24 protein-coding genes, 1 tRNA gene and 1 pseudogene are annotated in these 22,767 nt (G+C 35.9%); 15 read left to right on the forward strand and 11 right to left on the reverse strand.

The genetic code is table 11. The annotated features are described in order from the left end of the window. Window positions 1-435 (forward strand): annotated as a pseudogene (gene msrB, locus BMS_RS02205) (peptide-methionine (R)-S-oxide reductase MsrB); the annotation flags it as partial. Here the strand turns inward: msrB and BMS_RS02210 are convergent. Further along, window positions 432-1,292 (reverse strand): mechanosensitive ion channel family protein, encoded by an 861-nt coding sequence (locus BMS_RS02210; protein WP_014243157.1) that lies wholly within the window; start codon window positions 1,290-1,292, stop codon window positions 432-434. The pseudogene msrB and the gene BMS_RS02210 overlap by 4 nt on opposite strands. Window positions 1,293-1,303: 11 nt before the next feature. Next, entirely contained in the window at window positions 1,304-4,126 is a 2,823-nt protein-coding gene (locus BMS_RS02215) for a hypothetical protein (RefSeq protein WP_014243158.1), read from the reverse strand. A gap of 163 nt (window positions 4,127-4,289) precedes the next feature. Between BMS_RS02215 and BMS_RS02220 the strand changes: the two genes are divergently transcribed. Next, window positions 4,290-4,739 (forward strand): CBS domain-containing protein, encoded by a 450-nt coding sequence (locus BMS_RS02220; RefSeq protein ID WP_044557202.1) that lies wholly within the window; start codon window positions 4,290-4,292, stop codon window positions 4,737-4,739. Window positions 4,740-4,772: 33 nt separating this feature from the next. Here the strand turns inward: BMS_RS02220 and BMS_RS02225 are convergent, their stop codons facing one another. The 3 genes from BMS_RS02225 to BMS_RS02235 all read right to left on the reverse strand — a co-directional run bounded on the left by BMS_RS02225 (window position 4,773) and on the right by BMS_RS02235 (window position 6,126). Continuing rightward, window positions 4,773-5,579: a CPBP family intramembrane glutamic endopeptidase gene (locus tag BMS_RS02225; RefSeq protein WP_044557203.1), complete on the reverse strand. Its 807-nt coding sequence runs from the start codon at window positions 5,577-5,579 to the stop codon at window positions 4,773-4,775. Window positions 5,580-5,648: 69 nt separating this feature from the next. Further along, complete coding sequence (locus BMS_RS17320) at window positions 5,649-5,855, reverse strand: DUF3955 domain-containing protein (RefSeq protein ID WP_014243161.1); 207 nt, start codon at window positions 5,853-5,855, stop codon at window positions 5,649-5,651. A 16-nt stretch (window positions 5,856-5,871) separates the two neighbouring features. Beyond that, window positions 5,872-6,126, reverse strand: coding sequence for a hypothetical protein (locus tag BMS_RS02235; protein ID WP_014243162.1), 255 nt, complete (start codon window positions 6,124-6,126; stop codon window positions 5,872-5,874). Between the two features lie 83 nt (window positions 6,127-6,209). Here BMS_RS02235 and BMS_RS02240 point away from each other — a divergent pair, with 83 nt between their 5' ends. Continuing rightward, window positions 6,210-7,055 (forward strand): DUF6268 family outer membrane beta-barrel protein, encoded by an 846-nt coding sequence (locus BMS_RS02240; protein ID WP_014243163.1) that lies wholly within the window; start codon window positions 6,210-6,212, stop codon window positions 7,053-7,055. 42 nt (window positions 7,056-7,097) lie between these two features. Here the strand turns inward: BMS_RS02240 and BMS_RS02245 are convergent, their stop codons facing one another. Further along, window positions 7,098-7,997 carry a LysR family transcriptional regulator gene (locus BMS_RS02245; RefSeq protein WP_014243164.1) on the reverse strand — a complete coding sequence of 300 codons (900 nt, stop codon included), beginning with the start codon at window positions 7,995-7,997 and terminating at the stop codon, window positions 7,098-7,100. Window positions 7,998-8,135: 138 nt separating this feature from the next. Between BMS_RS02245 and BMS_RS02250 the strand changes: the two genes are divergently transcribed. The 3 genes from BMS_RS02250 to BMS_RS02260 all read left to right on the forward strand — a co-directional run bounded on the left by BMS_RS02250 (window position 8,136) and on the right by BMS_RS02260 (window position 10,082). Further along, window positions 8,136-9,146, forward strand: coding sequence for an alpha/beta hydrolase (locus BMS_RS02250; RefSeq protein WP_231853106.1), 1,011 nt, complete (start codon window positions 8,136-8,138; stop codon window positions 9,144-9,146). Between the two features lie 14 nt (window positions 9,147-9,160). Then, window positions 9,161-9,658, forward strand: a complete 498-nt coding sequence (locus BMS_RS02255; RefSeq protein WP_044557206.1) for a (R)-mandelonitrile lyase — start codon at window positions 9,161-9,163, stop codon at window positions 9,656-9,658. 73 nt (window positions 9,659-9,731) lie between these two features. Beyond that, window positions 9,732-10,082 carry a cyclophilin-like fold protein gene (locus tag BMS_RS02260; protein ID WP_157868222.1) on the forward strand — a complete coding sequence of 117 codons (351 nt, stop codon included), beginning with the start codon at window positions 9,732-9,734 and terminating at the stop codon, window positions 10,080-10,082. Window positions 10,083-10,095: 13 nt separating this feature from the next. On the opposite strand, the gene BMS_RS02265 is transcribed toward BMS_RS02260, so the two are convergent. Next, window positions 10,096-10,839 carry an SDR family oxidoreductase gene (locus BMS_RS02265; RefSeq protein WP_014243168.1) on the reverse strand — a complete coding sequence of 248 codons (744 nt, stop codon included), beginning with the start codon at window positions 10,837-10,839 and terminating at the stop codon, window positions 10,096-10,098. Window positions 10,840-10,913: 74 nt separating this feature from the next. Here BMS_RS02265 and soxR point away from each other — a divergent pair, with 74 nt between their 5' ends. Both soxR and BMS_RS17965 read left to right on the forward strand, forming a co-directional pair. Further along, entirely contained in the window at window positions 10,914-11,372 is a 459-nt protein-coding gene (soxR, locus tag BMS_RS02270; protein ID WP_014243169.1) for a redox-sensitive transcriptional activator SoxR, read from the forward strand. 154 nt (window positions 11,373-11,526) lie between these two features. Beyond that, window positions 11,527-11,673 carry a hypothetical protein gene (locus tag BMS_RS17965; protein WP_407635798.1) on the forward strand — a complete coding sequence of 49 codons (147 nt, stop codon included), beginning with the start codon at window positions 11,527-11,529 and terminating at the stop codon, window positions 11,671-11,673. 43 nt (window positions 11,674-11,716) lie between these two features. On the opposite strand, the gene BMS_RS02275 is transcribed toward BMS_RS17965, so the two are convergent. Next, the gene (locus BMS_RS02275) at window positions 11,717-12,235 is read right to left on the reverse strand and encodes a hypothetical protein (RefSeq protein WP_014243171.1); all 519 of its coding nucleotides are present in this window, start codon (window positions 12,233-12,235) and stop codon (window positions 11,717-11,719) included. A 326-nt stretch (window positions 12,236-12,561) separates the two neighbouring features. Between BMS_RS02275 and BMS_RS17325 the strand changes: the two genes are divergently transcribed. Then, entirely contained in the window at window positions 12,562-13,311 is a 750-nt protein-coding gene (locus BMS_RS17325; RefSeq protein WP_157868223.1) for a serine hydrolase domain-containing protein, read from the forward strand. On the opposite strand, the gene BMS_RS02280 is transcribed toward BMS_RS17325, so the two are convergent. Beyond that, a tRNA-Leu gene (locus BMS_RS02280) sits at window positions 13,290-13,375 on the reverse strand. The genes BMS_RS17325 and BMS_RS02280 overlap by 22 nt on opposite strands. Window positions 13,376-13,445: 70 nt before the next feature. After that, window positions 13,446-15,437, reverse strand: coding sequence for a M13 family metallopeptidase (locus tag BMS_RS02285; protein ID WP_052590561.1), 1,992 nt, complete (start codon window positions 15,435-15,437; stop codon window positions 13,446-13,448). 151 nt (window positions 15,438-15,588) lie between these two features. On the opposite strand from BMS_RS02285, the gene BMS_RS02290 reads away from it, so the two are divergent. From BMS_RS02290 to BMS_RS02300, 3 genes are read left to right on the forward strand one after another with little or no spacing between them, the layout of a single operon-like run. Continuing rightward, window positions 15,589-16,251, forward strand: a complete 663-nt coding sequence (locus BMS_RS02290; RefSeq protein ID WP_014243173.1) for a succinate dehydrogenase cytochrome b subunit — start codon at window positions 15,589-15,591, stop codon at window positions 16,249-16,251. Further along, a complete protein-coding gene (locus tag BMS_RS02295) occupies window positions 16,252-18,162 on the forward strand; it encodes a fumarate reductase/succinate dehydrogenase flavoprotein subunit (RefSeq protein ID WP_014243174.1) in 1,911 nt (636 codons plus the stop codon). It abuts the gene before it with no gap. Then, on the forward strand, window positions 18,159-18,905 hold the full coding sequence (locus BMS_RS02300) for a succinate dehydrogenase/fumarate reductase iron-sulfur subunit (RefSeq protein WP_014243175.1): 747 nt from the start codon (window positions 18,159-18,161) through the stop codon (window positions 18,903-18,905). The genes BMS_RS02295 and BMS_RS02300 overlap by 4 nt, the downstream gene beginning before the upstream one ends. Before the next feature lie 29 nt (window positions 18,906-18,934). On the opposite strand, the gene BMS_RS02305 is transcribed toward BMS_RS02300, so the two are convergent. Further along, window positions 18,935-20,350: an anion permease gene (locus tag BMS_RS02305; RefSeq protein WP_014243176.1), complete on the reverse strand. Its 1,416-nt coding sequence runs from the start codon at window positions 20,348-20,350 to the stop codon at window positions 18,935-18,937. A gap of 189 nt (window positions 20,351-20,539) precedes the next feature. Here BMS_RS02305 and BMS_RS02310 point away from each other — a divergent pair, with 189 nt between their 5' ends. Genes BMS_RS02310 through BMS_RS02320 form a run of 3 tightly spaced genes read left to right on the forward strand, consistent with a single transcriptional unit; the run spans window position 20,540 to window position 22,766 of the window. Then, entirely contained in the window at window positions 20,540-21,184 is a 645-nt protein-coding gene (locus tag BMS_RS02310) for a CDP-alcohol phosphatidyltransferase family protein (protein ID WP_044557207.1), read from the forward strand. Further along, window positions 21,181-22,140 (forward strand): phosphatidate cytidylyltransferase, encoded by a 960-nt coding sequence (locus BMS_RS02315; RefSeq protein WP_014243178.1) that lies wholly within the window; start codon window positions 21,181-21,183, stop codon window positions 22,138-22,140. The genes BMS_RS02310 and BMS_RS02315 overlap by 4 nt, the downstream gene beginning before the upstream one ends. Next, window positions 22,140-22,766: a lysophospholipid acyltransferase family protein gene (locus tag BMS_RS02320; RefSeq protein WP_014243179.1), complete on the forward strand. Its 627-nt coding sequence runs from the start codon at window positions 22,140-22,142 to the stop codon at window positions 22,764-22,766. Before BMS_RS02315 ends, BMS_RS02320 begins: the two co-directional genes overlap by 1 nt. Window position 22,767: the final 1 nt, after the last annotated feature.

Raw genomic sequence — 22,767 nt, forward strand, 5'->3', positions numbered from 1 at the left:
TATTCTAAAGATGAAAACAGATTAAAAGAATTGAGTGAATTGCAATTTGATGTCACTCAAAGAGATGCAACAGAGAGGGCCTTCACTGGCGAGTATTGGGATACTAAAGATGAGGGTCTCTATGTTGATATTGTCTCAGGAGAACCTCTATTTACATCAATGGATAAATTCGACTCAGGATGTGGTTGGCCAAGTTTTACTAGGCCAATCGAACAAGACTCTTTAACTGAGCATGAAGATTACAATCTTTCAATGAGAAGAGTGGAGGTGAGGTCCAAGCATGCCGACTCTCACTTAGGTCACGTTTTTCCTGATGGTCCAGCACCTACTGGACTTAGGTATTGCATTAACTCTGCAAGCTTAAGATTTATTCCAGTTTCAAATCTAGAAGAAGAGGGATATGGAGATTACATCCCTCTGTTTAAAAAAGATTAAGACTTTCCTTGCATTTCAATTGTTCTAATTGGAAACGGTATTGTAATAGCATTTTCGTCGTAATGCTTCTTGATACTTAAGATAGCCTGGTGTCTAGAGTTAAAGAAATTGTAATTCTTTGTAAAGTGAATCCATACTTTTGCACAAAGATTAATCGAACTATCACCAAACTCTTCAAAGTGAACTTCCACCTCTGAAGTTTCAACTCGTCCGTCGATTTCTTCTAGGGCCTTCTTAGTCACTTCTGTAACCAGCTCTAGGTCGTCGGAATAGGAGACCCCGACTTTAATGTCTAATCTTCTAGTTGGTGTTGTACTGTAATTAATGAAGGGCTTAGTAAACATATCCTTATTTGGAATAAGTACTTCAAGACCTTGAAAAGTCATAATACTGGTCGTTCTAAGTGAGATTTTTTTGACCTCTCCTAAGTAACTATCAATTTCAACAATATCCCCAACTTGATAAGGCTCCTTAAAGGCAATGAAAATACCTGAAACAAAATTAGATGCAATTTCTTGAAAGGCAAAACCAAGTGCTAAACCAATAACTCCAGCACCTGCTAGTAGGGATGTAACAGTCTTTTCTAGGTGTAGTACTTCTAAAGAGATAAAGACACCTACGAGAAGAATTGTAAGGTAGATACTAGTTCCGATTAAATCTACTACAGTTCTACTTTTAAAAAATCTTCTAAGTAGTGGTGTTGAAATCTTTTTCACAAGATGAGAAAGAAGGATAAATAGAAGAATAACGCTAAAGGCGACAATGATATTGGGGAGAATCTTAAGCAGTGAACCAATCCAGCTCACTACCTTCTCTTGTAAAATGGAATAAATATTTTCAGTATTTATTTTCTTCAAATGATACTCCTTTAAAAAGCTAGTGATGTGGCTAAATAAAGTTCACCAACATTGCTCTTGAATTTTAGTTTGTGTGCATATCTGACACCGAAGTTAATCGGAAGTTTTCTTAAAAATACAGACTCAAATTCAAGCTCAAGCCCTGTACTATTAAAAGTTGTATTTAGTGAATTTGACTCAATCTTAGTGCTGTCAAAGAAAGTGTTAACTGTAAGTCTTCTTAGATAGTACAGCCCCCAGATATCAAAGTCTGGAGTCGCCAGAGGGAATGCGTAATTTGCTGTAATCTTCTGGTAGTGTGGAACACTCTCGTACTCGTACCCTCTAGAGAATACATTCTCCGTTGGATTCATTAACATTGGAAGAAAGCGATAAGAGTTAATATCGTTTCTTTGTTTTTCTTCGCTGAAAGTAAATCTAAATGCATCATGCTTAAATAAGCCTGGTATTTGAATTTTTCCGTATTGATAGAGTTTATATGAAGAATCTCTTTTCTCATTATTCCCTTTTGCATTCTCGTACTTGGCAAAGTATGAAATAGCCCAAGGTGACATTATTGATCGTGCTGTAAGATCTTTTGAAAGGTTGAAGTAGAATTCAGCATAAGTATTTAAAAAATATCTATTATCGTATGTTGGTCTTGTCGAGATTGCTTCGTAGTCTCTTGTGTCAACATATCTTCCCCCAACAGTAACGGCGCTGATTAGATTGTAGAGATTTTTCTTGTGGAAATAGGGAAGGGTCATTGATGAGCCTACTTGTTTTTCTTTCCACGTAAGAGTTTGTTCACTATTAAAGAAGTCCACTTCTCTATTTCTAATCTCTCCTGAAATATTGAAGATAGGATAATACTTTTTGAAACTGATATTAAATAGTGAATAATTTTGATCTTCACTTCCGTCTTTTCCAACTTGAGCGAAGATTCCTAATGTTCTTAGATAATTATCTGTAGTAAGTGATAGGCCAAATCCATTTCCTGCAAAGAAGCTCCATGAGTGTGGTACGATAACTCCTTTGTCTAGGTCTCCGTACTCGTGCTTCTCATAATGCTTTGTTGGATTTGTTCTAAGCTTCGCTTGATCTTCTATAGGTCTAAGAGTGAATTTATTATAACTGTCTGATGGGTTGTCACCTAAGTATTTAAAGTTAACTAAGTTGGAAACATTAAAATTCTGACATTTTTCAAGTGGTGTAACACTAATATGTGATCCATAGGCATCTTCACTACTATAGTATAGATTTTTTCTATCAGCGAAGGGAGAAGTAGCATTAATATCTACATTACTACATTTTTGAAGATTTCCTTTATCTGTAAATTTAAAAATATTTGTTACTCCGTGATATTGAGCTTCAAAGTAAGTATTTTTATTTTCATCTACAAAAACTGAACTAATATTATTTCGAGATTTCGCAAGAATGGTTTTTTTGGTTCTCTTTTCAAGATTTACTTTGGCTAAGAATTTATAACCAGCAGGATCGGCAAGAATAGCGATAACCTCATTTGAATTTATAGGGTACGCTTCAACAATTGTTTCAACTCCAAACCCCATTGAGGATATCTTTTCCCCATTTAAGTTAAAAGTTGAGAGTGTCCATTTTAAATCTTCATTGAACTCTGTAGCATAAAGACTTTTTCCATCTAATGAGAATCTTGGGTTATAGAGTCTTAGGCCAGATGTGATTTTTGTTTTTTCTCCATTCTCTAAATTGATAAGAATGAGATCAGAACTTCCCTTGTGACCGAATCTAGCGTGAGGAAGAAATTGTGAGTAAATAGCGTAATTATTTCTTATGTTTATTTTACTCATTCCTTTTGTAAAAGGGATTTCTGCTACTTTTACCTTATTGCCGTTCTCTTTCTTATAAAGAGTCCAGAAAGAGTCTAATGTATAATTTAGATAGTATGTTTTATTGCCGATTTTAAATGGAGAGAGATTATCTCTGTAGTCTACTTTGGCGAGAGGTTTCTCCTTAATATCCTTTTTCCACGATGCTCTTAATTCGTTCATAGTTTCATCATAGAAGTCGTAGAAAGATTGACCTGAAACTTCTTTAAAGGCGGTGTAGAGTTTATAAGGGTGTGGAAAGTGAACAATCTTATCTGTCACTTTCTTCCAGAAATCATCTCCAAACTTTCTTGTTGCATTTGAGACGAGCACAAACCCAAATGGATAGTGATTTGGAAGGAGAGTATTGTAAGAGCCATTTATTAATTCATCATAAGTTGGTATTTGGTCACTTGTGAGCATAGCCTTTAGTCTGGAAAGAAAGTGTGGAGACCTCCCACGACCAGCATCTGTATATTTAGTTTCTGACCAAACAGCGTCTCCCTCTAGGTACCATGGTTCAACGCCTGAGAATACACCAATTTGGTGGCCAACATCTCCAAGGATCCAAGAGAGAAATTTTATTGTACTTCTTCTTAGGTTATCAAATTGTTGAACATGCCTATATTCATGGATAGAGAGAGTTTGATACCACTCTGAAGACCCCAGTCTCGTAGAGAATTGAGAGGCACTAAACCATTCACTTCTTCTAGGTGCAAGAGATACAAATCCATTTGGTTGGGCGACCTCGGTACGAATAATTATAGGAACTTTCTTAGGGTCTTTTATACCATAAGTAAGACCGACATCTTTAGAGTAGTATTCAATTAGGTTTGCGATATACTCAGAGTCATTGCCAAGAGACTTTGGATAAATAAGTCTCACATGATCATTTTCAATCATTTCCCAGTCTAGAGAACTTGAGCTTTGAGAGTAGTCTTGCTCTAGAAATAGTTGAGCATTAGTACTTAGTGATAATAGGAAAAGAAAAAATAAGAGTTTCTTCATTGTTAGCTTTAACCTTAGTAAGAGTTTAAATTTGTAGTATTTTAGAAAGCTTTAGTAGGGTCTTGCAAGGATTTGAGGCGCGTCATTTGGTATAAATTATTTTAGGAGTAGACCTAGTTTTGTGTTAGAATTTACGTATATATACGTTTAAGTGAGGAAATATATGAAAGTATCAGAATTCATGACGAAAGATGTGATCTCTTGTACAGAAGAAAATACTGTAGAAGAGGCAGCAAAAATTATGCACGATAAAGGATTTAGTGTTATGCCTGTTGTTGATGGGGCAGGAGCATTAGTTGGAATACTAACTGAGTCTGACTTTGTTGGTACAGATGCAAATATCCCTCATGCACTTGCTTCAATTAAGAAGCTTTTTGGACAAAATTTCTATTTTAGTGATGCAGAAGAAATTTACAAGAAGTCGAAGGCCAAGAAACTTGGTGAAGTGATGACTAAAGATGTAACGACAGTTACTAGTGATCAATCACTTTCTGATGTAATTTCTGTAATGTCTCACAATCACTTAAAGCGTCTTCCTGTTGTTGACGGAGGTAAGCTTGTGGGAATTATTACAAGAAAAGATCTTCTTAAAGCCTACACAAAGCTAGCCTAACTCTAACTCCCCACGAAAGTGGGGAAATCTCCATTAAAAGTTAAATGTAAAACTTGCTCCAATTGGCATTTTATTCCAATCAAATTTCTCGTCAGGGTCTTGAGAGGCAATATTGAATGGCCCAATGAGAATCTGATCGTACCACGAATGAGTAAAAATATTTTTATTTAGATTGAACTTATTTCTATAATACTGCCAGCAAAAGAGCATGCCCAAAGCACCTCTTACTATATTGGCTTCAGTGTTTGCTCCCTTGTGGGCAAAAGCAAAAATTGCTGAACTGGTTATGGCTCCTCCCCATGGGCCCACTGCTTGAGAAAAAGCTGGGAAGAGAAATCCCCTAAAGAGAGCTTCTTCTCCCATTCCTACAGAAGCGAAGGTGAGAATTGATTTCCATCCATCTGTGGAGAGTCTTCGGTGAATGGTTTCGTGATCATTATGTTTTCTTGCTTCTTCAAAAGCTGTTTTTCTTGAATTGCTTCTATTAATTGCTGCTGCGGAGAGCAGGCCAATAGCAAAGGGGTCAATGATATTTACAGGGTTAAACATTTGAGCATAATCGTGAAAGATATTACTATTCTTATTGCTGGGTTTTCCACCAGCGTCTCTCCAAGCATCATACATATTATAGAAAGCTATATTTAGCCCTATAGTATTAAGCTTGGGATCCTTTGCTGCAAACATAAGTCCTAATGCTGAAACGAAATAAGCGGCTCCTTCCCAGTGATTACCGTTAAGAGATTGTCCCATTCCTGGAATGATACTTGAAACACCTTGGACTACTTGTCCATGACTATTTAGATTGAATAAGAGTGCTAGTGTTATGAGTAGTTTCTTCATAATCTTCCTTAATTTTCTTCTAGAGGAATTTTACAATGATAAAGGTTTAGGAAGAACTGAGAAAAAACTTCATTTTGATTTCTTCTTTCTCTTAGAAAAACCTATGATGAGGAAAATGGTTCCAAGGGTAAGAAATATGAGTGCTATAGGTAGAAGAAAGAATGGCTCTCTAAGCACTCCATGTTCATCAACATACTTATTGCTAAACTGATAAGATATAAGAGATATGATACCCAAGAGATCCAAACTAAGACCTATTTTGATCAAGTCATTCATTCCTTTTTCATTGATTCTATCTCTCTAGTTCAAGATCTCTTAATTTACCATTTTCGTTAACTTCAATCTCTAGCAAGATATCTTTATATTTTACTTTAAGCTCGTAGACGTTTGCTCCAAACTTCTTTTCAAGTTCAGCAGCTTGAATTTTACTTTCCGGAAAATAATTTTGAATTGTTGCATTTACATTTTTTGGGACTTCAGAGACTGGTACGTATTTTCCTGCAAAAGTATTGAAAGATAGAAGAAGTAGGATTAGGGAAGTTTTCATTAATGACTCCAGTTTTTTTGTAGATTATACTTATTTAATATTTATTATACATTATTAAAAAAAATTACATATAGGATGTTTGTATGAGTCTAAGTAAAATTTCGAAAATAGTTCTTGTTCACTTTTTTATGACAAGTGTCTTTGCCGCTGCAGATATCAGTCTAGATTACTCTGTTCCTCAAGAAGATGATAAAGGAAATGAAATAACTGAAACAAATTTTGCCGCTAAATATACCTATGTTTTAGGTAAGTCTGATTCAGAAAAAAGTACGTATACTTTAGGGGGAGACTTACGTTATACAGAGCTTAAGTTTGATGAGCCACTTCTTGGGAAACTTAAATTATTAAAAGTAAAAATCCCTGTAGGTGGTACGCATGTCTTAGGGAAGAATATTCTAAAATGGACCCTGACTCCAGGCCTACATGGCCAGAGTGATGACTTTCTTAGTGAATCTGAATTTAGACCTGAGGGTAATTTTATTTTCATTTGGCCAAGAACGAACCTTCAATGGCTTCTTGGGGCTGGTTTTTCTGATACTTTTGGTGAAACGAAGATTTTTCCAATATTTGGTGTGGTATGGAAGTTAGATGAAAAGTCGACACTAACACTAATGTTCCCTCAAATTAAATATGAATACCTTACGGAAGCTAAGAATAAGTACAACTTTACAGTAGCTCCAGCCGGAGCTCAATGGCAGTGGAAAGCTGGTCAAATTTTAAATAATAGTGAAGATGTAGATGTAGCAATTTCTGGAATAAGGTTTTCTGTAGGTGGAGACTTTATTTTAAATGACAGTAAATATCTTTATACAAATATTGGACTTGTGACAAATCGTAAGTTTGAAATTCACCGTCATTCAAATACTTCAATATCGGGAGAGCAGGAATTAGTTAATAGTTGGTTCTTCCAAGTTGGAGCAAGATTTTAAATAGTAAAGTTTAAATGGCCAGTGGATAAAAGCACTGGCTTCTTATTTTAATTCAGTCTTAAAGAAATTAATAAATGCTCTTAGTGCTGGAGAAATATGAATCTTATGGGGGTAATAAAGATAGAACCCCGTACTTTGGGTCTTATATTCTTCTAGGACAACTTTTAGCTTTCCTCTTTCCAGATCGTTTATAACCGAACCTTTTTCAATGTAAATGATTCCACTGTGGGAAAGAGCTGCTTGTCTAATGTGTTCGGAGTTGTTTAAAATGAGATTGCCATTAACTCTAACAGTGAACTCTTTCTTCTTGTCTTCAAATTCCCATTTGTCATAAACACTTGTACCAGAACCAAATCGAAGAAGAATACAATTATGATCTAGTAGTTCTTTAGGGTGTGAGGGGCTTCCGAATTCTTTAATATACTTTGGAGAAGCTACTGTTATAAAGTCAATTGGGCCAAATAATTTTAATGCGATTAAGTCCTTTGCTATTATATCATCAACTCTTATCCCTGCATCAAAGCCCTGAGAAAAGATATCAACTGCCTGGTCGTCAGAAAAAATCTCTAGTTGGACTTTAGGATACTTTTTTAAAAATTCTCTCACATAATCTTTAAGATAGTGCTGGTAAAATATAACAGGTGCATTAATTCGAAGTAATCCACTTGGTTCATTCCCTAAGGTTCTTACACTACTCTGTGCATCTATAATTTCATCAATAGCAGGTCCAGCTTTATTGAGGAAAGTGATTCCTGCTTCAGTTGGATTTACATTTCTTGTTGTTCTAGTTAATAAAATGACACCCATTCTTCTTTCAAGGTTTGAAATGATTCTACTAATGGCCGGTGTAGAAATATTCAAAATCTCAGCTGCCTTTTTAAAGCTTTTATTTTCAGCAACTAGTTTTAGAGCGACTAATCCATCTAATTGATCTTTGTTCACTGTTAACTCTTAGTTAATGATTCATTGTTGATTGTGCCATTTATTGGAATTGTTTTCCAGCTTAAAATGAGGAGGAAGTTAAAAAACGGAGGTTATATGAAGAGTTTTACTTTGTTACTTATGCTGGGGAGCCTTTTTATGGCCACTAGTTGCTCATCAAATAATTATAGGGAGAAAGGTACTATGGAAGTAGGTAAAGAGTGGGATAAGACATTTAAGAAAAGCGATAAAGTTAATCACCAAAAAGTGATGTTTAAAAATAGGTATGGAATAACTTTAGTAGGGGATTTATATACCCCTAAAAGAGAAAGTACTGAGCGTTTATCGGCTATTGCAATCAGTGGTCCATACGGAGCAGTCAAGGAGCAGTCTTCGGGGTTGTATGCACAAACTATGGCAGAAAAAGGATTTGTGGCTTTAGCGTTTGATCCTTCGTACACAGGGGAAAGTGGTGGAGAGCCAAGAAATGTTTCTTCTCCAGATATTAACTCTGAAGACTTTAGTGCAGCAGTTGATTTTCTAGGAACTCAAAAAGAAGTAGATAGAGAGAGAATTGGAATCATTGGTATCTGTGGATTTGGTGGAATGGCTCTCAATGCAGCTGCTGTAGATAAGAGAGTCAAGGCCGTTGTTACGACCAGTATGTATGACATGTCTAGAGTTATGTCTAAGGGTTATAATGATAGTCAAACAGCCCAAGAGAGAAATGAAATATTAGAAAAATTAAGCCAGGAGAGATGGAGCGATGTTGATGAAGGTAAGTTTAGACTAAGTCAGCAAGGCTTACCTGAAAAGATTACTGGTGATGAGCCTCTTTTTGTTAAGCAATATTTTGACTATTATAAAACACCTCGTGGTTTTCACGAGAGATCGATAAACTCAAATAGCTCATGGACATTTACCAATCCATTGTCATTTATGAATATGCCAATTTTGAGTTACATAAAAGAGATTTCACCAAGGCCTATTTTCATAATTGCAGGATCTAAGGCTCACTCTAGATACTTTAGTGAGGATGCTTATAAAGAAGCAGCTGAGCCTAAGGAACTTTTAATTATGCCTGAAGTTTACCACACAGACTTATACGATAGAGTAGATGTTATTCCATTTGATAAGATCGATAACTTCTTTAAAAGAAACTTAAAATAATCTTAGGAGTGACTATGAAAAAGTATAATAGAATAATTTTAATTCTAGCTCTGACATTAGCTAGTTGCTCTACAACTAAGTTTAATAAGAGTATGAGCATAGAGAAAATACCCGCTATCGTTCATCTAGATGACAAGTCTCCAACGTTTTCTGGAAATGTTGAAGTTCAAATGCTATTTTCAGAAAAAAATCATGAGCCGTCGAGGTTAACAGGAGCTGAGGTTAAATTTAATCCAAGAGCAAGGTCTGCTTGGCACACTCACCCTAGAGGGCAATTATTAGTTGTGACAGAAGGTGAGGGGATTGTTCAAGAGTGGGGAGAACCTGCTAGAAAGATTTCCAAAGGTAATGTGGTGTGGACACCTCCTGGAGTAAAACATTGGCATGGTGCTTGCGCGGATAAATTTGTTAAGCATTATGCTCTTCAGGAGAAAGACAGTAATGGAAAGAACGTTATTTGGATGGAGAAGGTTTCTGAAGAAGAATATGAGAAAGCAGCAAAGATGGAATAATCTTATAAGTTTTTTTATGTTGGGTGGGCTAGTAATCTCTAGCCTCTCCATATTTGGAGTAGAGGTTGAAAAGATGAAAATAAAAATACTTCTTGGAGAAGATGAAATCTTAATTTCATTGAATGATAATCCATCGTCCCGTAGTCTTTATGAGCAACTGCCACTAAGTGTTAAGGTGGAGGATTATGCTTCTAATGAAAAAATCTTTCATCCTCCTCGTGAGCTTTCTACTTTAGATGCCCCTGTCGGGTATGAGCCAAAGGTTGGAGATGTCACACTCTATGCTCCGTGGGGAAATGTAGCTATTTTTTATAAAAACTTTTCTTACTCCAAGGGACTTATTAAGTTGGGTGAAGTAACCTCAGGGGTTGAGTTACTTAGTAAGTTGAATAATCAAGTTGTTAAAGTTAAAAAAGCCCAGTAATGGGCTTTACACTTTATGGAAGGTAGGCTCCTCCACATACAGGAGTATATGTTCCAGTTATATGAGAACTATTCTCATCCACTAAGAAGGCAACGACATTAGCAACGTCTTTTGGAGTTGCAATTCTATTGGTTGGAGTCATAGATTTTATATAATTCTTAAATTCTTCTGGTGCTTGTTTAGTTGCATCAGTAAGAACAAGACCTGGAGCAACGATATTAGATGTAATTCCAAGTGGTCCAAGTTCTTGAGCTAAGTACTTAGAAAAGCTATCTAATGCTCCCTTTGCTGTTCCATGCGCAATGAAACTAGGTGCTGGACTTTCTGATAATGTACTAGAGATAAAAACTAGTCTTCCATATTTGTTGCCTTTCATATTCTCAGATGCATGCTTAGCCGTAATATAAGAAGCGTGTAATTCATCATTTAATTTTTGAGCAAACTCTTCCCAACTTTGATCTAGAAATGGTTTTTGAGTGAAGCTCATGTTCGCATTGGAAACGAGTATATCAACGCCTCCATGATCTTTTTTGATTTTGCTAAACATTGTTGAAACCTGGTCATTTTCTCTTACATCTGCTTGAATAGAGTAAGATTCTCCTCCGGAGTTGTTAATTTCTTCAACGAGTTCATTTGCTATAGCTGTACTGTTAACATAGTTAATGAAAACCCTGTAGCCTCTCTTTGAAAGTTCCTTGGCTATCGCAGCTCCAATCCCTCTTGCTCCGCCTGTGATAAGTGCATTTTTCTTTGTCATATTTTCTCCTTATGATGTCAATTTAAGGTACAATGAAGTATAAAACCTCAAGTTAACTTGAGGTCAAGGCGATTATGAATAGAATCATTCAAGACAAAGAAATTTTATCAGTAGGGGAACTCTCTGAGAGAAGCGGAGTCGCAATTTCAGCTATTCACTTTTATGAGTCTAAGGGGCTCCTGCGATCGACTCGAAATAGTGGAAATCAGAGGCGGTTCAATAGAAGAGAGCTCCGAGTTCTCGGGTATATTAAGGTAGCGCAGAAAATAGGACTCTCTTTAGAAGAGATTAAGTACGCTTTTAAATCAATTGTTAATAAAGAGAGACCGACCGTAAACGATTGGAAAAAATTAGGAAAAAGTTGGGATGAAGTTCTAACTAAGAAAATGAAACTGATTGAAAAGATGAAGTCGCAATTAGGTTATTGTATAGGATGCGGATGTCTTTCACTAAAAGATTGCCCACTAAGAAATGAAGGGGACTTTTTAGCGGCAGAGGGTTCCGGTCCAAGACTTCTGTTGGATGATGATTAGATTCTAAAATTCATAATTATTTTTATAAAGTATAAATGTACCAACTAGTATTAAGAATAAACCTCTATATTTTGATCTTCACTTTCTACCTACAAGAAGTGATATCGACTCAAGACTGCTCTTAGAATAGATTTTATCTTGTATAGGGTGCGGTATTTTAGGTATTTGTCCTGGGCCTGGAATTTTAAACCTCGTGACACTAGATACTAACTCCGTCGTTTTTGTTCTCTCGATGAGCTTTGGTATGCTAGTATTTAAATTATTGGAATGTCCAAAAATCAATAAAACGTTTTCGATGTAAAGTTAGAAAATGAAAAGGCCCTCAAGTGAGGGCCAGTTATTAACTAGATTTTTGTTCTAGCAGATTTCTTGAAGTAAATACCAACGTGAGTAGCACCTTCTCCACAAAGAGTGGCAGCATCTTCAACTTTAACTTGTAAAGAGATTGCACCACGACCATAGATATATGTATTTGGTTGAGCAAATAGTGAATCTAAGTAAGCCTTACCTGCTTCGCAGTTTACTTCGTTTCCACCATTAACTGAGTATGCAGAAGAATCAGTCTTAGTGAAAATCCAGTTCGCGTTATCAGCAAGTCCAACTAAATTATAACGACATTCAGTACCTTTATTGTGGAATGATGCTACAAGCTTTCCGTGATCAAGAGTGTAGTCAGTTGTCATGTAAGAGAACATGATAGCTTGATTTTTAAACTCTGTTGGTGTTTGAGTTGGAGTTCTATCTTGTCCACAAGTGAATCCACCGTGCTGAGATAGCCAACGTTCTTGTGCTCCAAGACCTAGCTCCTGTGCATTTCCTGATAAAGATAAAAGTAATGTAATTCCAAAAATAATGTTTTTCATATTTCCTCCATTGGATTGTTTTTAATTCATTTGTGCAAAGGGTTTATATGGTGAGACATTTGTTTGGTCAAGCAAACTTGCAAAAAGTTACACTAAAAACAGGTGGTTAGGTCGATGAACTATTGTAAGCAGTACAAATCACTGATTAATCTACCTTTTGTAATAAAGGAAAAGCTATCAATGTATAAGATTAACTTTACTAGGTTCAAATCTGGCATAGTATCTATAACTAGTCTGCCGAATAGCAAGATATAAAAATGTTTAGTACTTTACAGTAAAGTAAATAGAAATGAAGAATAAGGAAATTAAGAATGCTACCCCTTCTTATGGAAAGAGTAATAAATGAAGAAAGCTACATCATTAAAACAAGTAGAGAATCGTCCACTAAAGGATTTAATTCGAAGCAGTTAATAGCATCTCTTACTAAACCTATGATTAGTTACTACTTTAATGAGTTCTTGGCTGAAGAGTATAAGATTAGTCTAGATGATAAAGTCGGAAAGTATTTTGGAACGACTCATTTAATTACTTTAAGAGATCTTATTGAGCATAGATCGGGAGTTTTTGATTACCTAGAATTAGAAGAAAGTTTTATTAATGAGTCGAGACTAGAAGATATTAGTAAAATTATATTAACTAAAAGTCAGTATGATCCGCCTAATAAAGTAGCCTACTCTAATTCAGGTTATGTTCTTTTAAGTAGAGTAATTGAAATTATTACGGGCGCAGAGTATGAGAAGGCAATTGAGAACTTTTACAAAACTAAAGACATTGAAGTCTCTTTTTCTAAAGATTATTCAAATTATATTAAAGGCTGGGGAGACGGTGAATTCATTATGTCTCCTAATGACTACTTAAGATTTATAAAGTTGCCAAACATTAAAACTTACTTTCCAAAATTGAAAAATGGCATATCGTATTTTTCAGGCTTTTGCCCAGGGTTTGAAACTCTATGCTGCTTTAATGAAAATGAATACTTTGTACTCTTTAGGAAAGGGGTAGAGGATTCTTTATTTACTGATGAGTTATTAGATTTGATAGAAGGCATTAGTGATGGTGGCCCGGGCGAGACTTGAACTCGCACAGTATTGCTACCGGCGGATTTTGAATCCGCTGTGTCTACCATTCCACCACCGGGCCAAATTGAATATATCAAAGAGTATGTACTATATATTTAATATATTCAATTGTAAAAATCATTTAACATTCACTACCAAATTTTAACTCTTTTTGACTCTGGTAAATACATTTTATCTCCTTCTTTACATGAGAAGGCCTCAGTAAAACCAGGGTGATTTTTAACTTGCTGATTTACCCTTTGTCTTCCAAGAGAGTGGTAATCTGACTTAAGTCTAAGCTCTTTCATGCTGTCAGTTTGTACTTCACACCAAATTCTACCGTAGGCCTTGAAGAAGTTTTGCTGATCTTCTTTCGAGTATTCCTTAGTTGAGTCTGGAAATGCTGTTTTATATGCAGCAGCAAGCCCAACTAGGTCTCCAATATTCTCTCCTAGAGTCATTTTCCCATCATGTCCGACAGAATTAAATTGCTCTATTAATGGCTTTGTAAGTTCATCAAACTTCTTCTTATCTTCATCTTTAAGCCATTTTCTTAGGCGCCCCTCTGAGTCATACCTTGAGCCATTATCATCTATAGAATGTCCCAATTCATGACCAATAACCATTCCCATTCCTGCTATTATATCTCGATCATCCATCTTGCTATCAAAGAATGGGTATTGAAGAATTCCCTGTAGTAAGACAAACTTATTCAAAGTAGGGTTGTAGAAGGCATTAATGGCCAGTGGGGCCATACCCCATTTCTCTCTATTAATAGGTTTCGTGGCATCTTCAAGTCTTTTTTCTCTTGTAAGTTTTCCAAGAAGAATATCATTATAGATATAATCTTTTTCTGAATATTCACCTAGGTAATTGAAGTCCCACTCCTCTTCATTCTTTGGTTTTACAATTTGTAAGAGTGCACTTTGAATTTTTTTAATGGCCTCTTCTTTTCCTTGTTTAGATAGCCATTGATTTTTCTCTAAAGAATCTACAATAGACCCTCTAATTGATTGTACTAGCTTCTTGATTCTTTCTTCTGGAAAATTTGGAAACATTTTATCTATGACAAAGAAATCTATCTCTTTAGAGAATCTTTGCTTAATCATTTCAGTACACTCTTCACCTCTAGGGGCTCTTTCTTTTGGTTTTCCTAGATAAGTTGAGAGGAAATGGTATTTCTTACTTGAGAATTCTTTGTGACTTACTTCAATAGTGCCAAATAGAGTTAGATACAAGTAGATATTTTTTAAATCATCCAAGCTAGATTGATCTACATAGTTATTAAAGTGCTTCATTGTCTTTGGCATGAAGTCTCTAATATTTAGTCCTTTCGGAAGCTTTGTTAAGACATTGTCTATCTGAAGTGCTGGATATGCTTTTTTGAATTCAGCTATTGTCTTTACATTATTAATAGCAATGAGTTGTCTAATTTCTATTTTATTTGGTGAAACTTTTGACATAGATTCTTCAAAGTTCCAAACTGTTTTCATTGTTTGTTCAGGGCTCTTATCACCAATTATTTGAAAGAACTCTGTAATTAAAACTTTAAGATCATTTGTGAGATCTTTCTTAAGGTAATAAGAAGGATCTGGAAGAGTTACGACGTTAGCTGTGACAAGGAGATCACTTTTGGATGGATTGCTTGGATTAGCAAAGGGCTCAACACCAATAAGTGACTGTTGCCCTTTAAAGAATTGATTATTTATAAATGAAATCAACTCCTCCTTAGATTTTATATTATTGATCTTTTCCTTAGTTTCTTTAATGTAGTTTAGTTCACTTTTTTCTGAAAGAGAGAGGTCTAGGCAAGACATATAATAATTTTTAAGTTGTGATTCTCTTTTTGAGATTGCGTCTCTACTTCTTAACTCTGAGAGAAATTTTTTCTTGAACTCTAGAATTCTTTCATCCGAGTCACTGAAAGCAAATGCATATCTGGCACGGTTGGCAGGTAGCTCAAAAGAGTCGATAACTTTTGAGCAGACGTGATCATAGAAATCATTACACGCAGGGGCCGAAGTGTTGATTGGAAAATCTCTTTTATCAGGTATTCTATTTTTTACTTCTTTGTTACACCCTATTAGGAATATGCTCAGTATCGTTATAGAGCTCCATGTTCTAAAATTCTTTCTATTAATCATTTCTTTCTCCACGAATTAATTAAGTACATTTGTCATGTAAAACAAATATGCATTAAGAAATATTGATAATTTTCATGTTAGAAGATTAAATAATGATATATCTGTATCAAGTTTTCAACTATAATGAACTAAAAATTATTTAAGGTGTATTATGCTATTTTTTAGAAAAAATGTTATGGCCTTTACAGGTTTATTTCTATGTGTGTTCTTAGTAGTTCACTTAGGAGGGAACTTAATTCTCCTTCTCCCTCCACACATTTCTCATGATCTTTATAATATTTACTCTCATAAACTAGGAGAGAATATTTTTATAAAAGTTGTTTCTATAGCACTTTACTTATCGATAATCGTTCACACAATATATGCAGTTCTAGTTACGAAGAGGAACAATTTTTCTAAGGGACAAAAGTACTATGTGAATCATGCTACTGAGAGTAGTTCTTGGACCTCTCAGAATATGGGGCTTCTTGGTTTTATTATTCTCATTTTCATTGTGGTTCATATGGCAAACTTTTGGGCAAGAATAAAACTTGGATTTGGAGATTCTGTTCCCTTAGATTCAAATGGTCTTAAAGATGTCTATATTGTTACAACCTCTCTTTTTAAAAATCCTCTATACGTTTTATTCTACTCAGTTCTTATGGTTCCACTTGCTATGCATATAAATCATGGTTTTTCGAGCGCTTTTAAAACTCTTGGGCTTTATAATCTAAAATATATAAAGAGAGTTTCATTTATTGGAAAAATATTTTCTACAGCTGTGCTTGTTGGATTTGGAATCATTCCAATTATCGTTTACCTAAGGAGTCTTTAAATGAAGTTAGATGCAAAAATTCCCGAGGGAGAACTTGAAAAGAAATGGTCCAACTATCAAGATAAATGCAAACTTGTAAATACTGCCAATAAAAAGAAGTTCGAGGTCATTGTTGTGGGGTCTGGTTTATCTGGCGCCGGAGCAGCGGCAACTCTAGCGGAGCTCGGATATAAGGTAAATTGTTTTTGCTATCAAGATACACCAAGAAGGGCGCACTCTGTAGCAGCTCAAGGTGGTGTGAACGCGGCTAAGAATTATCAGCATGATGGAGATAGTGTCTGGCGTATGTTCTATGACACTCTAAAAGGTGGAGACTTTCGTTCTCGTGAGGCTAATGTTTATCGTTTGGCACAGCTTTCAGCTCCACTAATTGATCACTTTACTCAGCAAGGTGTTCCTTTTGCTAGAGAGTACGGAGGAGTTTTAACGAATAGAAGTTTTGGAGGAGTACAAGTTCAAAGAACTTTCTACGCTAGAGGCCAAACAGGTCAACAACTCTTAATTGCTGCCTACTCTCAGTTATCAAAAATGGTGGCGAGTGGTGGAGTGAAAATGAATACTCGAGAAGAGATGCTTGACCTTGTTGTTATCGATGGAAAGGCGAGAGGAATTATCACTCGAGATTTAGTTACTGGAGAAATTAAGCGCCATAGTGCTCATGCAGTAGTTCTCGCCACAGGGGGATATTCTAGAGTCTTTAGGCTCTCAACTCTAGCGATTGGGTGCAACGGCTCTGCCATTTGGGCCGCTCATAAAAAAGGAGCGTACTTTGCTGGACCTAGCTTTACTCAAATACATCCCACAGCTCTTCCCCAGTCCAGTGATACACAATCTAAATTGACTCTCATGTCAGAGTCTCTTCGAAATGATGGCCGAATTTGGGTACCTTTAAAGAAAGATGACTCGAGAAAGCCTGGAGATATTCCAGAAGAAGAGCGAGATTATTATCTTGAGAGAAGGTATCCTAGTTTTGGAAATCTCTGTCCAAGAGACATTGCTTCAAGGGCGGCTAAAGAGAGAATTGATGCTGGTCATGGAGTCGGACCTCTTAAAAATGCAGTCTATTTAGATTTTAAGCATGCAATTGCCAAACAGGGTGAAGATAAAGTTAAAGATAAGTACGGAAACCTCTTTAATATGTATCTAAAAATCACAGGGATTGATGCTTATAAAGAGCCAATGAAGATTTCTCCTGCCGCTCATTTTTCTATGGGAGGGCTTTGGGTTGATTACGAGCTTATGACAACTATTAATGGTCTCTATGCTATTGGTGAGGCGAATTACTCAGATCATGGGGCCAACAGACTTGGAGCGAACTCACTTCTTCAAGCAAGTATTGATGGTTACTTTATTCTTCCTAATACAATTAATAACTACCTCGCTGGTGAGTTAAATCATGATATTCCGACTGTAGAACATCAAGAATTTTTAAAAGCTCAAGAGGTGGTGAAAGAAAAAATTGATAAACTTATGAGCATCAATGGAACAAAAACAGTTGATGACTTTCATAGAGAGCTTGGTGCAGTCATGTGGCAAGAGTGCGCAATGAGTAGAAATCAAAAAGGATTGGAAGACGCCATTGTTAAAATAAAAAATATTAAAGAAGAGTTTTGGAAAGAAGTAAGTATTTCTGGATCAGATAAAGAGTTGAATACTGAGTTAGAAAAAGGCCTCCGGTTATCAGATTTTATAGAACTGGCAGAACTAATGTGTGTAGACGCTCTTCAAAGAGATGAATCATGTGGAGCACACTTTAGAGAAGAATTTCAAAGTGCAGAGGGAGAAGCTGTTAGAAATGATGAAGACTATAGCTATGTTTCTGCATGGGAATATAATAATGGAGATTTTAAGCTTCATAGAGAAGAGTTAGAATTTGAATTCGTTAAACCTACAGTAAGGTCGTATAAATGAAAGTTAAATTTAAGATATGGAGACAGAGCAATAAAGACTCTAAAGGTGGCTTTGTTTTATATGAAGTTGATAATATTTCAGAAGAGATGTCTTTCTTAGAGGCATTAGATGCGCTTAATGAGAAACTTGCTAGAAAGGGAGACTCTGTCGTTGCATTTGATCACGACTGTAGAGAGGGAATTTGTGGGCAATGTGGCGTTTTCATTAATGGTAGAGCACACGGACCTCATTCTAATACAACGACCTGTCAATTACATATGAGAAGTTTTAAAGATGGTGAAACAATTGTCGTAGAGCCTTGGAGAGCAAAAGCGTTTCCAATTATAAAAGATCTTGTTGTAGATAGAAGCTCATTTGATCGCATTATTCAAAGTGGTGGATTTATTACAGCTAAAACTGGTACAGCTGCTGAGGCCAATTCAATTCTAATAGGAAAAGAAGTTGCAGATGCAGCAATGGATGTTGCTGCATGTATTGGGTGTGGTGCATGTGTTGCGACTTGTAAGAACTCTGCTGCTGCACTCTTTACGTCAGCTAAGATTAGTCATCTAAATTCATTGCCACAAGGTAAGCCTGAGGCAAATGAGAGAACTCTTAAAATGGCGGAACAAATGGAGTTAGAAGATTTTGGGCATTGCTCATTTACGGGTTCTTGTGAAGTTGAATGCCCTGAGAATATCTCAATTTCAAATATTGCAAAGATGAATTTTGATTTACTTAAAGCTAAGATTTTGAAGAAATAGAACTCTCTTCCGAGAGTTCTATATTTATTCTAGTAGAGTCCTAGAATTTTCCACCAGATTCCTCCGACAGTCATCCAGATAATAATATTTAAAATTGAGAGTCCAAAACCAAGTTTCCACCAGTCTCCAAGATCAACAAACCCGGATCCGAAGAAAACAGGCGCTGGTCCTGAACCATAGTGAGTTAAGCATCCAAAAAGATTTGAAAAGAATCCTAATGAAATCGCCATAAGAGCAGGGGGGACACCAACGCTAATACCTACGAGCATAAATACTGATGCCATAGCTGTAACATGGGCAGTAGATGATGCAAAAATATAGTGAGAGTAAAAGTACACACCTAGCAAAATTGGAAAAGCCGTTGTCCATGCTAATCCAGAAACTTCTTTAGAAACAAATTGGCTAAACCATGGAATAAAGCCTAGCTTGTTTAGAAAGCTTGCCATCATCACAAGAACTCCAAACCAAATAAGAGTATCCCAAGCTCCTTTTTCACTTTTTACATCATCCCAAGTTAAGACACCTGTGATGAGTAGAATGGCTAGTCCACCAAATGCAGTAGTTGTTGAAGCAATTCCTAAACTTCCTCCAAAAATCCAAAAAACAATTAAAAAGAGAAAGACTGCTATCATTGTCCATTCAGATTTAGTCATAGGACCCATTTTTTGTAGGTTCTCTTTTGCGTGCTCTTTTGCGTTTGGCGTCTCTGTAATTTCAGGTTTGAAGAATTTATAAATGACAAGTGGGATAATGATAAGTGAAATAATCCCTGGAACTAAAGCGGCCAGTGCCCAGCTTCCCCATGTGATTTTTACTCCATGTTCTCCTGCAAATTGAGCAATGAGAGGGTTCGCTGCCATCGCTGTCATGAACATGGCCGAAGTAATCATATCCACTTGAAAACAACTGAAAGTCAGAAATTCACCCATCTTCTTTCTAGAGGGCTCATGCGGGTCTGAACCAAAGCTATGTGAGAGTGATTTCATGATTGGAAAAATGACTCCTCCAGCTCTCGCAGTATTAGAAGGAGTTACTGGTGCTAGAATTAAATCAGTAAGGGCTAATCCATAAGAGAGTCCAAGAGTTTTCTTTCCAAGAAGGTAGATGAAGAAGTAAGCAATTCTTGTTCCAAGCCCCGTTTTAATAAAACCTCTCGCAATGAAGAATGCAATAACGATGAGCCAAATAGTACTATTTGAAAAACCTGTTAGAGCTTCTCCTTTAAGCTTCAATGTTCCGGTAAAGAGTGCAACTGCAAGCCCTGTCATACAAATAGAACCCATTGGAAGTGCTTTTAAGATAATTCCGATGATTGTTGAGAGGAAGATTGCAAAGAGATGCCAAGCTCTTGGTTCCAGGCCTTCGGGAGAAGGAATAAACCAAAGTACGAGACCAATCACTAGAGTTATCGCCAGCTTAGGTAGGCTAACTTCTGAATTTTTCATAGGTATCCTTATTTTTGAGTAAATAATTTCTATGTTTTATTCTAACTGGAAATATAAGGATTTCAATACGATTGTTAACTAAATTGTATAGAGATTGATCAATTCTTGTAATGTTTTCAGCTACTCCCATTTTTACTGATTGAAATCTTAAAGTCGCTATAATTAAAAAAAATTTACATGGGATATTTAATGGATAGAAGACCTCTAAAGGTTCGAGGCGCGACTTGGGCAAAAAAATTAGCCAAAATGTTATCAGACTTGGGATTAACTCCTAACGCTATTTCAATTTTAAGCGTGGTCTTTGCTTTCTTAGTCTTATTCTCTGCTAAAGAAGCTCATGCAAATAAGCTCTTTCTCATTTTAAGTGCGGCCCTAATCCAGTTGAGATTAATTTGTAATCTACTTGATGGAATGGTTGCTGTTGAACATGGCAAGTCGAAGCCCAATGGCGAATTATTTAATGATGTACCAGATCGATTTGCTGATGCTTTCATTATACTTGGAGCAAGTTTCTATGTTCAAAAAGATCTTTTTTTTCTCACTGCAACTAATGTCGCTTGGATTGCCACATGCTTGGCCATAACTACTGCTTATATTCGTGTACTAGGAAAATCATTGGGGACTAGTTCGTACTTCATTGGGCCGATGGCCAAACAACATAGAATGTTTCTAATAACTGTGGCATTAATTTTAGAGTACTTTCTTTACGGTACGGCCTATGCTCAAAAAGTAATTTACTTCACTTTAGTTCTTATTGCATTTGGAAGTCTCATAACGATCTTTAGAAGATTAATTATCATTTCAAATGATTTAAATAAAGGTGAGTTGAGATGATAGATAGTATTTGCGAAATTACTGGTTTCACTCCGCTCTTTACAGAAGTTCTACTTGGAATCTATGGTCTTTTGGTTTTCTTTACTCTTTTATTTATTCCTTGGAATAAGGTTAAGCCATCCAAGGGAATGCATGAGATTGTTTTGAGAGTTTACTCTTGGTGGGCCATTTTAGTTTTGGCCACAGTGATGTTCTTGCTTCCAACCTCTATTGCACTTGTGGGAATTTCTTTGCTGACATTTATTTCATTGAGAGAGTTCTTAACAAAATTATCGGTAACAAAGCACTTTAGAAGTACTCTCTTTTATATTTACTTAGCAATTCCTATTCAGTTCTACATTGCCAAGAACGGAACTACATATAGCTTTAACTCATTTCTCCCTGTCTATATGTTCTTTTTAATACCGATAAGAAATATTCTCCATGGGGAGTATGAGAAGTACTTAGAATTCAATGGAAAGGTCTTTTGGTCGGTAATGCTTATTGTATATGGGTTTTCAAATATTACATTCTTAAGACATCAGGGAAATATTGAGACATATGGTGGTGAACAAGACTTACTGATTATTCTCATTGTATTTCTAACTCAAATAAATGATGTTCTCCAATTTCTTTGGGGAAAAACTATTGGTAAACATAAGCTAAGTCCAACAATTAGTCCTAATAAAACAATCGAGGGATTTGTTGGAGGAGCACTAACTTTGAGTTTATTAACATTTAGTCTCTCTAGTTATTTACCTTTTGATCATGCTGGTGAAGCTGCGCTATTTGGTTTTTTACTTAGTGTCTTTGGGCTATTTGGTGATTTAAATATGTCTGCAGTTAAGAGAGATCTTGGTGTGAAAGATATGGATGATCTAATCCCAGGGCATGGAGGAATTTTAGATAGACTTGATTCTCTATCGTTTACTTTGCCTTTCACTGTTCATTACTTACTTTTAAGAGGATATTTATAATGGAAAACTTAGCATTTATTATTCGAGTACTACTCTTTAAGGGAATACTAGGACCTTTTGTGAAGATTGTTTTAGGTGTTAAATTTCGTTACGATGAAAGACCTTGCTTTGACCAGCCAAAGATTATCGTCGCTAACCACAATAGTCATGTAGATGCCATTGCAATACTTTGTAGTCTTTCTATTAAAGACTTGAAGAGGGTGCACCCTGTTGTAGCGAGAGATTATTTCTATAGAAATTCATTTACCAAGTTATTTGCCAAGCTTTGTTTGAACTCTGTGTCTGTTTCAAGAAGTCGACAATTTGAGAATCCTTTAAAGCAATGTGAAAGTCTCCTAGAATCTGGTCATTCTCTAATTATTTTCCCAGAGGGGACAAGGGGCAATGCAAATGAAATGAAAGATTTTAAACAAGGCGTTTCTATTCTTTTGAAGAAATTTCCAAATGTTGAATTTGTTCCTGCATTCTGTGAAGGATTTGGTGAGATTCTACCTAAGGGTCAGTGGCTAGTCTTGCCATCTAATTCATTTCTAAAGATAGGTAAAAGTAAGAAGGTTGACCGTAGCCGTGAAGTTTCAGACATTACAAACTATATTAGAAAGTCTATTTTAGAATTAAGGTATTAGG

The sequence above is a fragment of the Halobacteriovorax marinus SJ genome (genome assembly GCF_000210915.2).
GTDB classification, from domain to species: domain Bacteria; phylum Bdellovibrionota; class Bacteriovoracia; order Bacteriovoracales; family Bacteriovoracaceae; genus Halobacteriovorax; species Halobacteriovorax marinus.

What these genes read in the sequence shown, in the direction of transcription:
- BMS_RS02215 (WP_014243158.1), bottom strand. Translation starts at nt 4,126, where the DNA reads ATGAAGAAACTCTTATTTTTTCTTTTCCTATTATCACTAAGTACTAAT.
- BMS_RS02220 (WP_044557202.1), top strand. Translation starts at nt 4,290, where the DNA reads ATGAAAGTATCAGAATTCATGACGAAAGATGTGATCTCTTGTACAGAA.
- BMS_RS02225 (WP_044557203.1), bottom strand. Translation starts at nt 5,579, where the DNA reads ATGAAGAAACTACTCATAACACTAGCACTCTTATTCAATCTAAATAGT.
- BMS_RS17320 (WP_014243161.1), bottom strand. Translation starts at nt 5,855, where the DNA reads ATGAATGACTTGATCAAAATAGGTCTTAGTTTGGATCTCTTGGGTATC.
- BMS_RS02235 (WP_014243162.1), bottom strand. Translation starts at nt 6,126, where the DNA reads ATGAAAACTTCCCTAATCCTACTTCTTCTATCTTTCAATACTTTTGCA.
- BMS_RS02240 (WP_014243163.1), top strand. Translation starts at nt 6,210, where the DNA reads ATGAGTCTAAGTAAAATTTCGAAAATAGTTCTTGTTCACTTTTTTATG.
- BMS_RS02250 (WP_231853106.1), top strand. Translation starts at nt 8,136, where the DNA reads ATGGCCACTAGTTGCTCATCAAATAATTATAGGGAGAAAGGTACTATG.
- BMS_RS02255 (WP_044557206.1), top strand. Translation starts at nt 9,161, where the DNA reads ATGAAAAAGTATAATAGAATAATTTTAATTCTAGCTCTGACATTAGCT.
- BMS_RS02260 (WP_157868222.1), top strand. Translation starts at nt 9,732, where the DNA reads ATGAAAATAAAAATACTTCTTGGAGAAGATGAAATCTTAATTTCATTG.
- BMS_RS02265 (WP_014243168.1), bottom strand. Translation starts at nt 10,839, where the DNA reads ATGACAAAGAAAAATGCACTTATCACAGGCGGAGCAAGAGGGATTGGA.
- soxR (WP_014243169.1), top strand. Translation starts at nt 10,914, where the DNA reads ATGAATAGAATCATTCAAGACAAAGAAATTTTATCAGTAGGGGAACTC.
- BMS_RS02275 (WP_014243171.1), bottom strand. Translation starts at nt 12,235, where the DNA reads ATGAAAAACATTATTTTTGGAATTACATTACTTTTATCTTTATCAGGA.
- BMS_RS17325 (WP_157868223.1), top strand. Translation starts at nt 12,562, where the DNA reads ATGGAAAGAGTAATAAATGAAGAAAGCTACATCATTAAAACAAGTAGA.
- BMS_RS02285 (WP_052590561.1), bottom strand. Translation starts at nt 15,437, where the DNA reads ATGATTAATAGAAAGAATTTTAGAACATGGAGCTCTATAACGATACTG.
- BMS_RS02290 (WP_014243173.1), top strand. Translation starts at nt 15,589, where the DNA reads ATGCTATTTTTTAGAAAAAATGTTATGGCCTTTACAGGTTTATTTCTA.
- BMS_RS02295 (WP_014243174.1), top strand. Translation starts at nt 16,252, where the DNA reads ATGAAGTTAGATGCAAAAATTCCCGAGGGAGAACTTGAAAAGAAATGG.
- BMS_RS02300 (WP_014243175.1), top strand. Translation starts at nt 18,159, where the DNA reads ATGAAAGTTAAATTTAAGATATGGAGACAGAGCAATAAAGACTCTAAA.
- BMS_RS02305 (WP_014243176.1), bottom strand. Translation starts at nt 20,350, where the DNA reads ATGAAAAATTCAGAAGTTAGCCTACCTAAGCTGGCGATAACTCTAGTG.
- BMS_RS02310 (WP_044557207.1), top strand. Translation starts at nt 20,540, where the DNA reads ATGGATAGAAGACCTCTAAAGGTTCGAGGCGCGACTTGGGCAAAAAAA.
- BMS_RS02315 (WP_014243178.1), top strand. Translation starts at nt 21,181, where the DNA reads ATGATAGATAGTATTTGCGAAATTACTGGTTTCACTCCGCTCTTTACA.
- BMS_RS02320 (WP_014243179.1), top strand. Translation starts at nt 22,140, where the DNA reads ATGGAAAACTTAGCATTTATTATTCGAGTACTACTCTTTAAGGGAATA.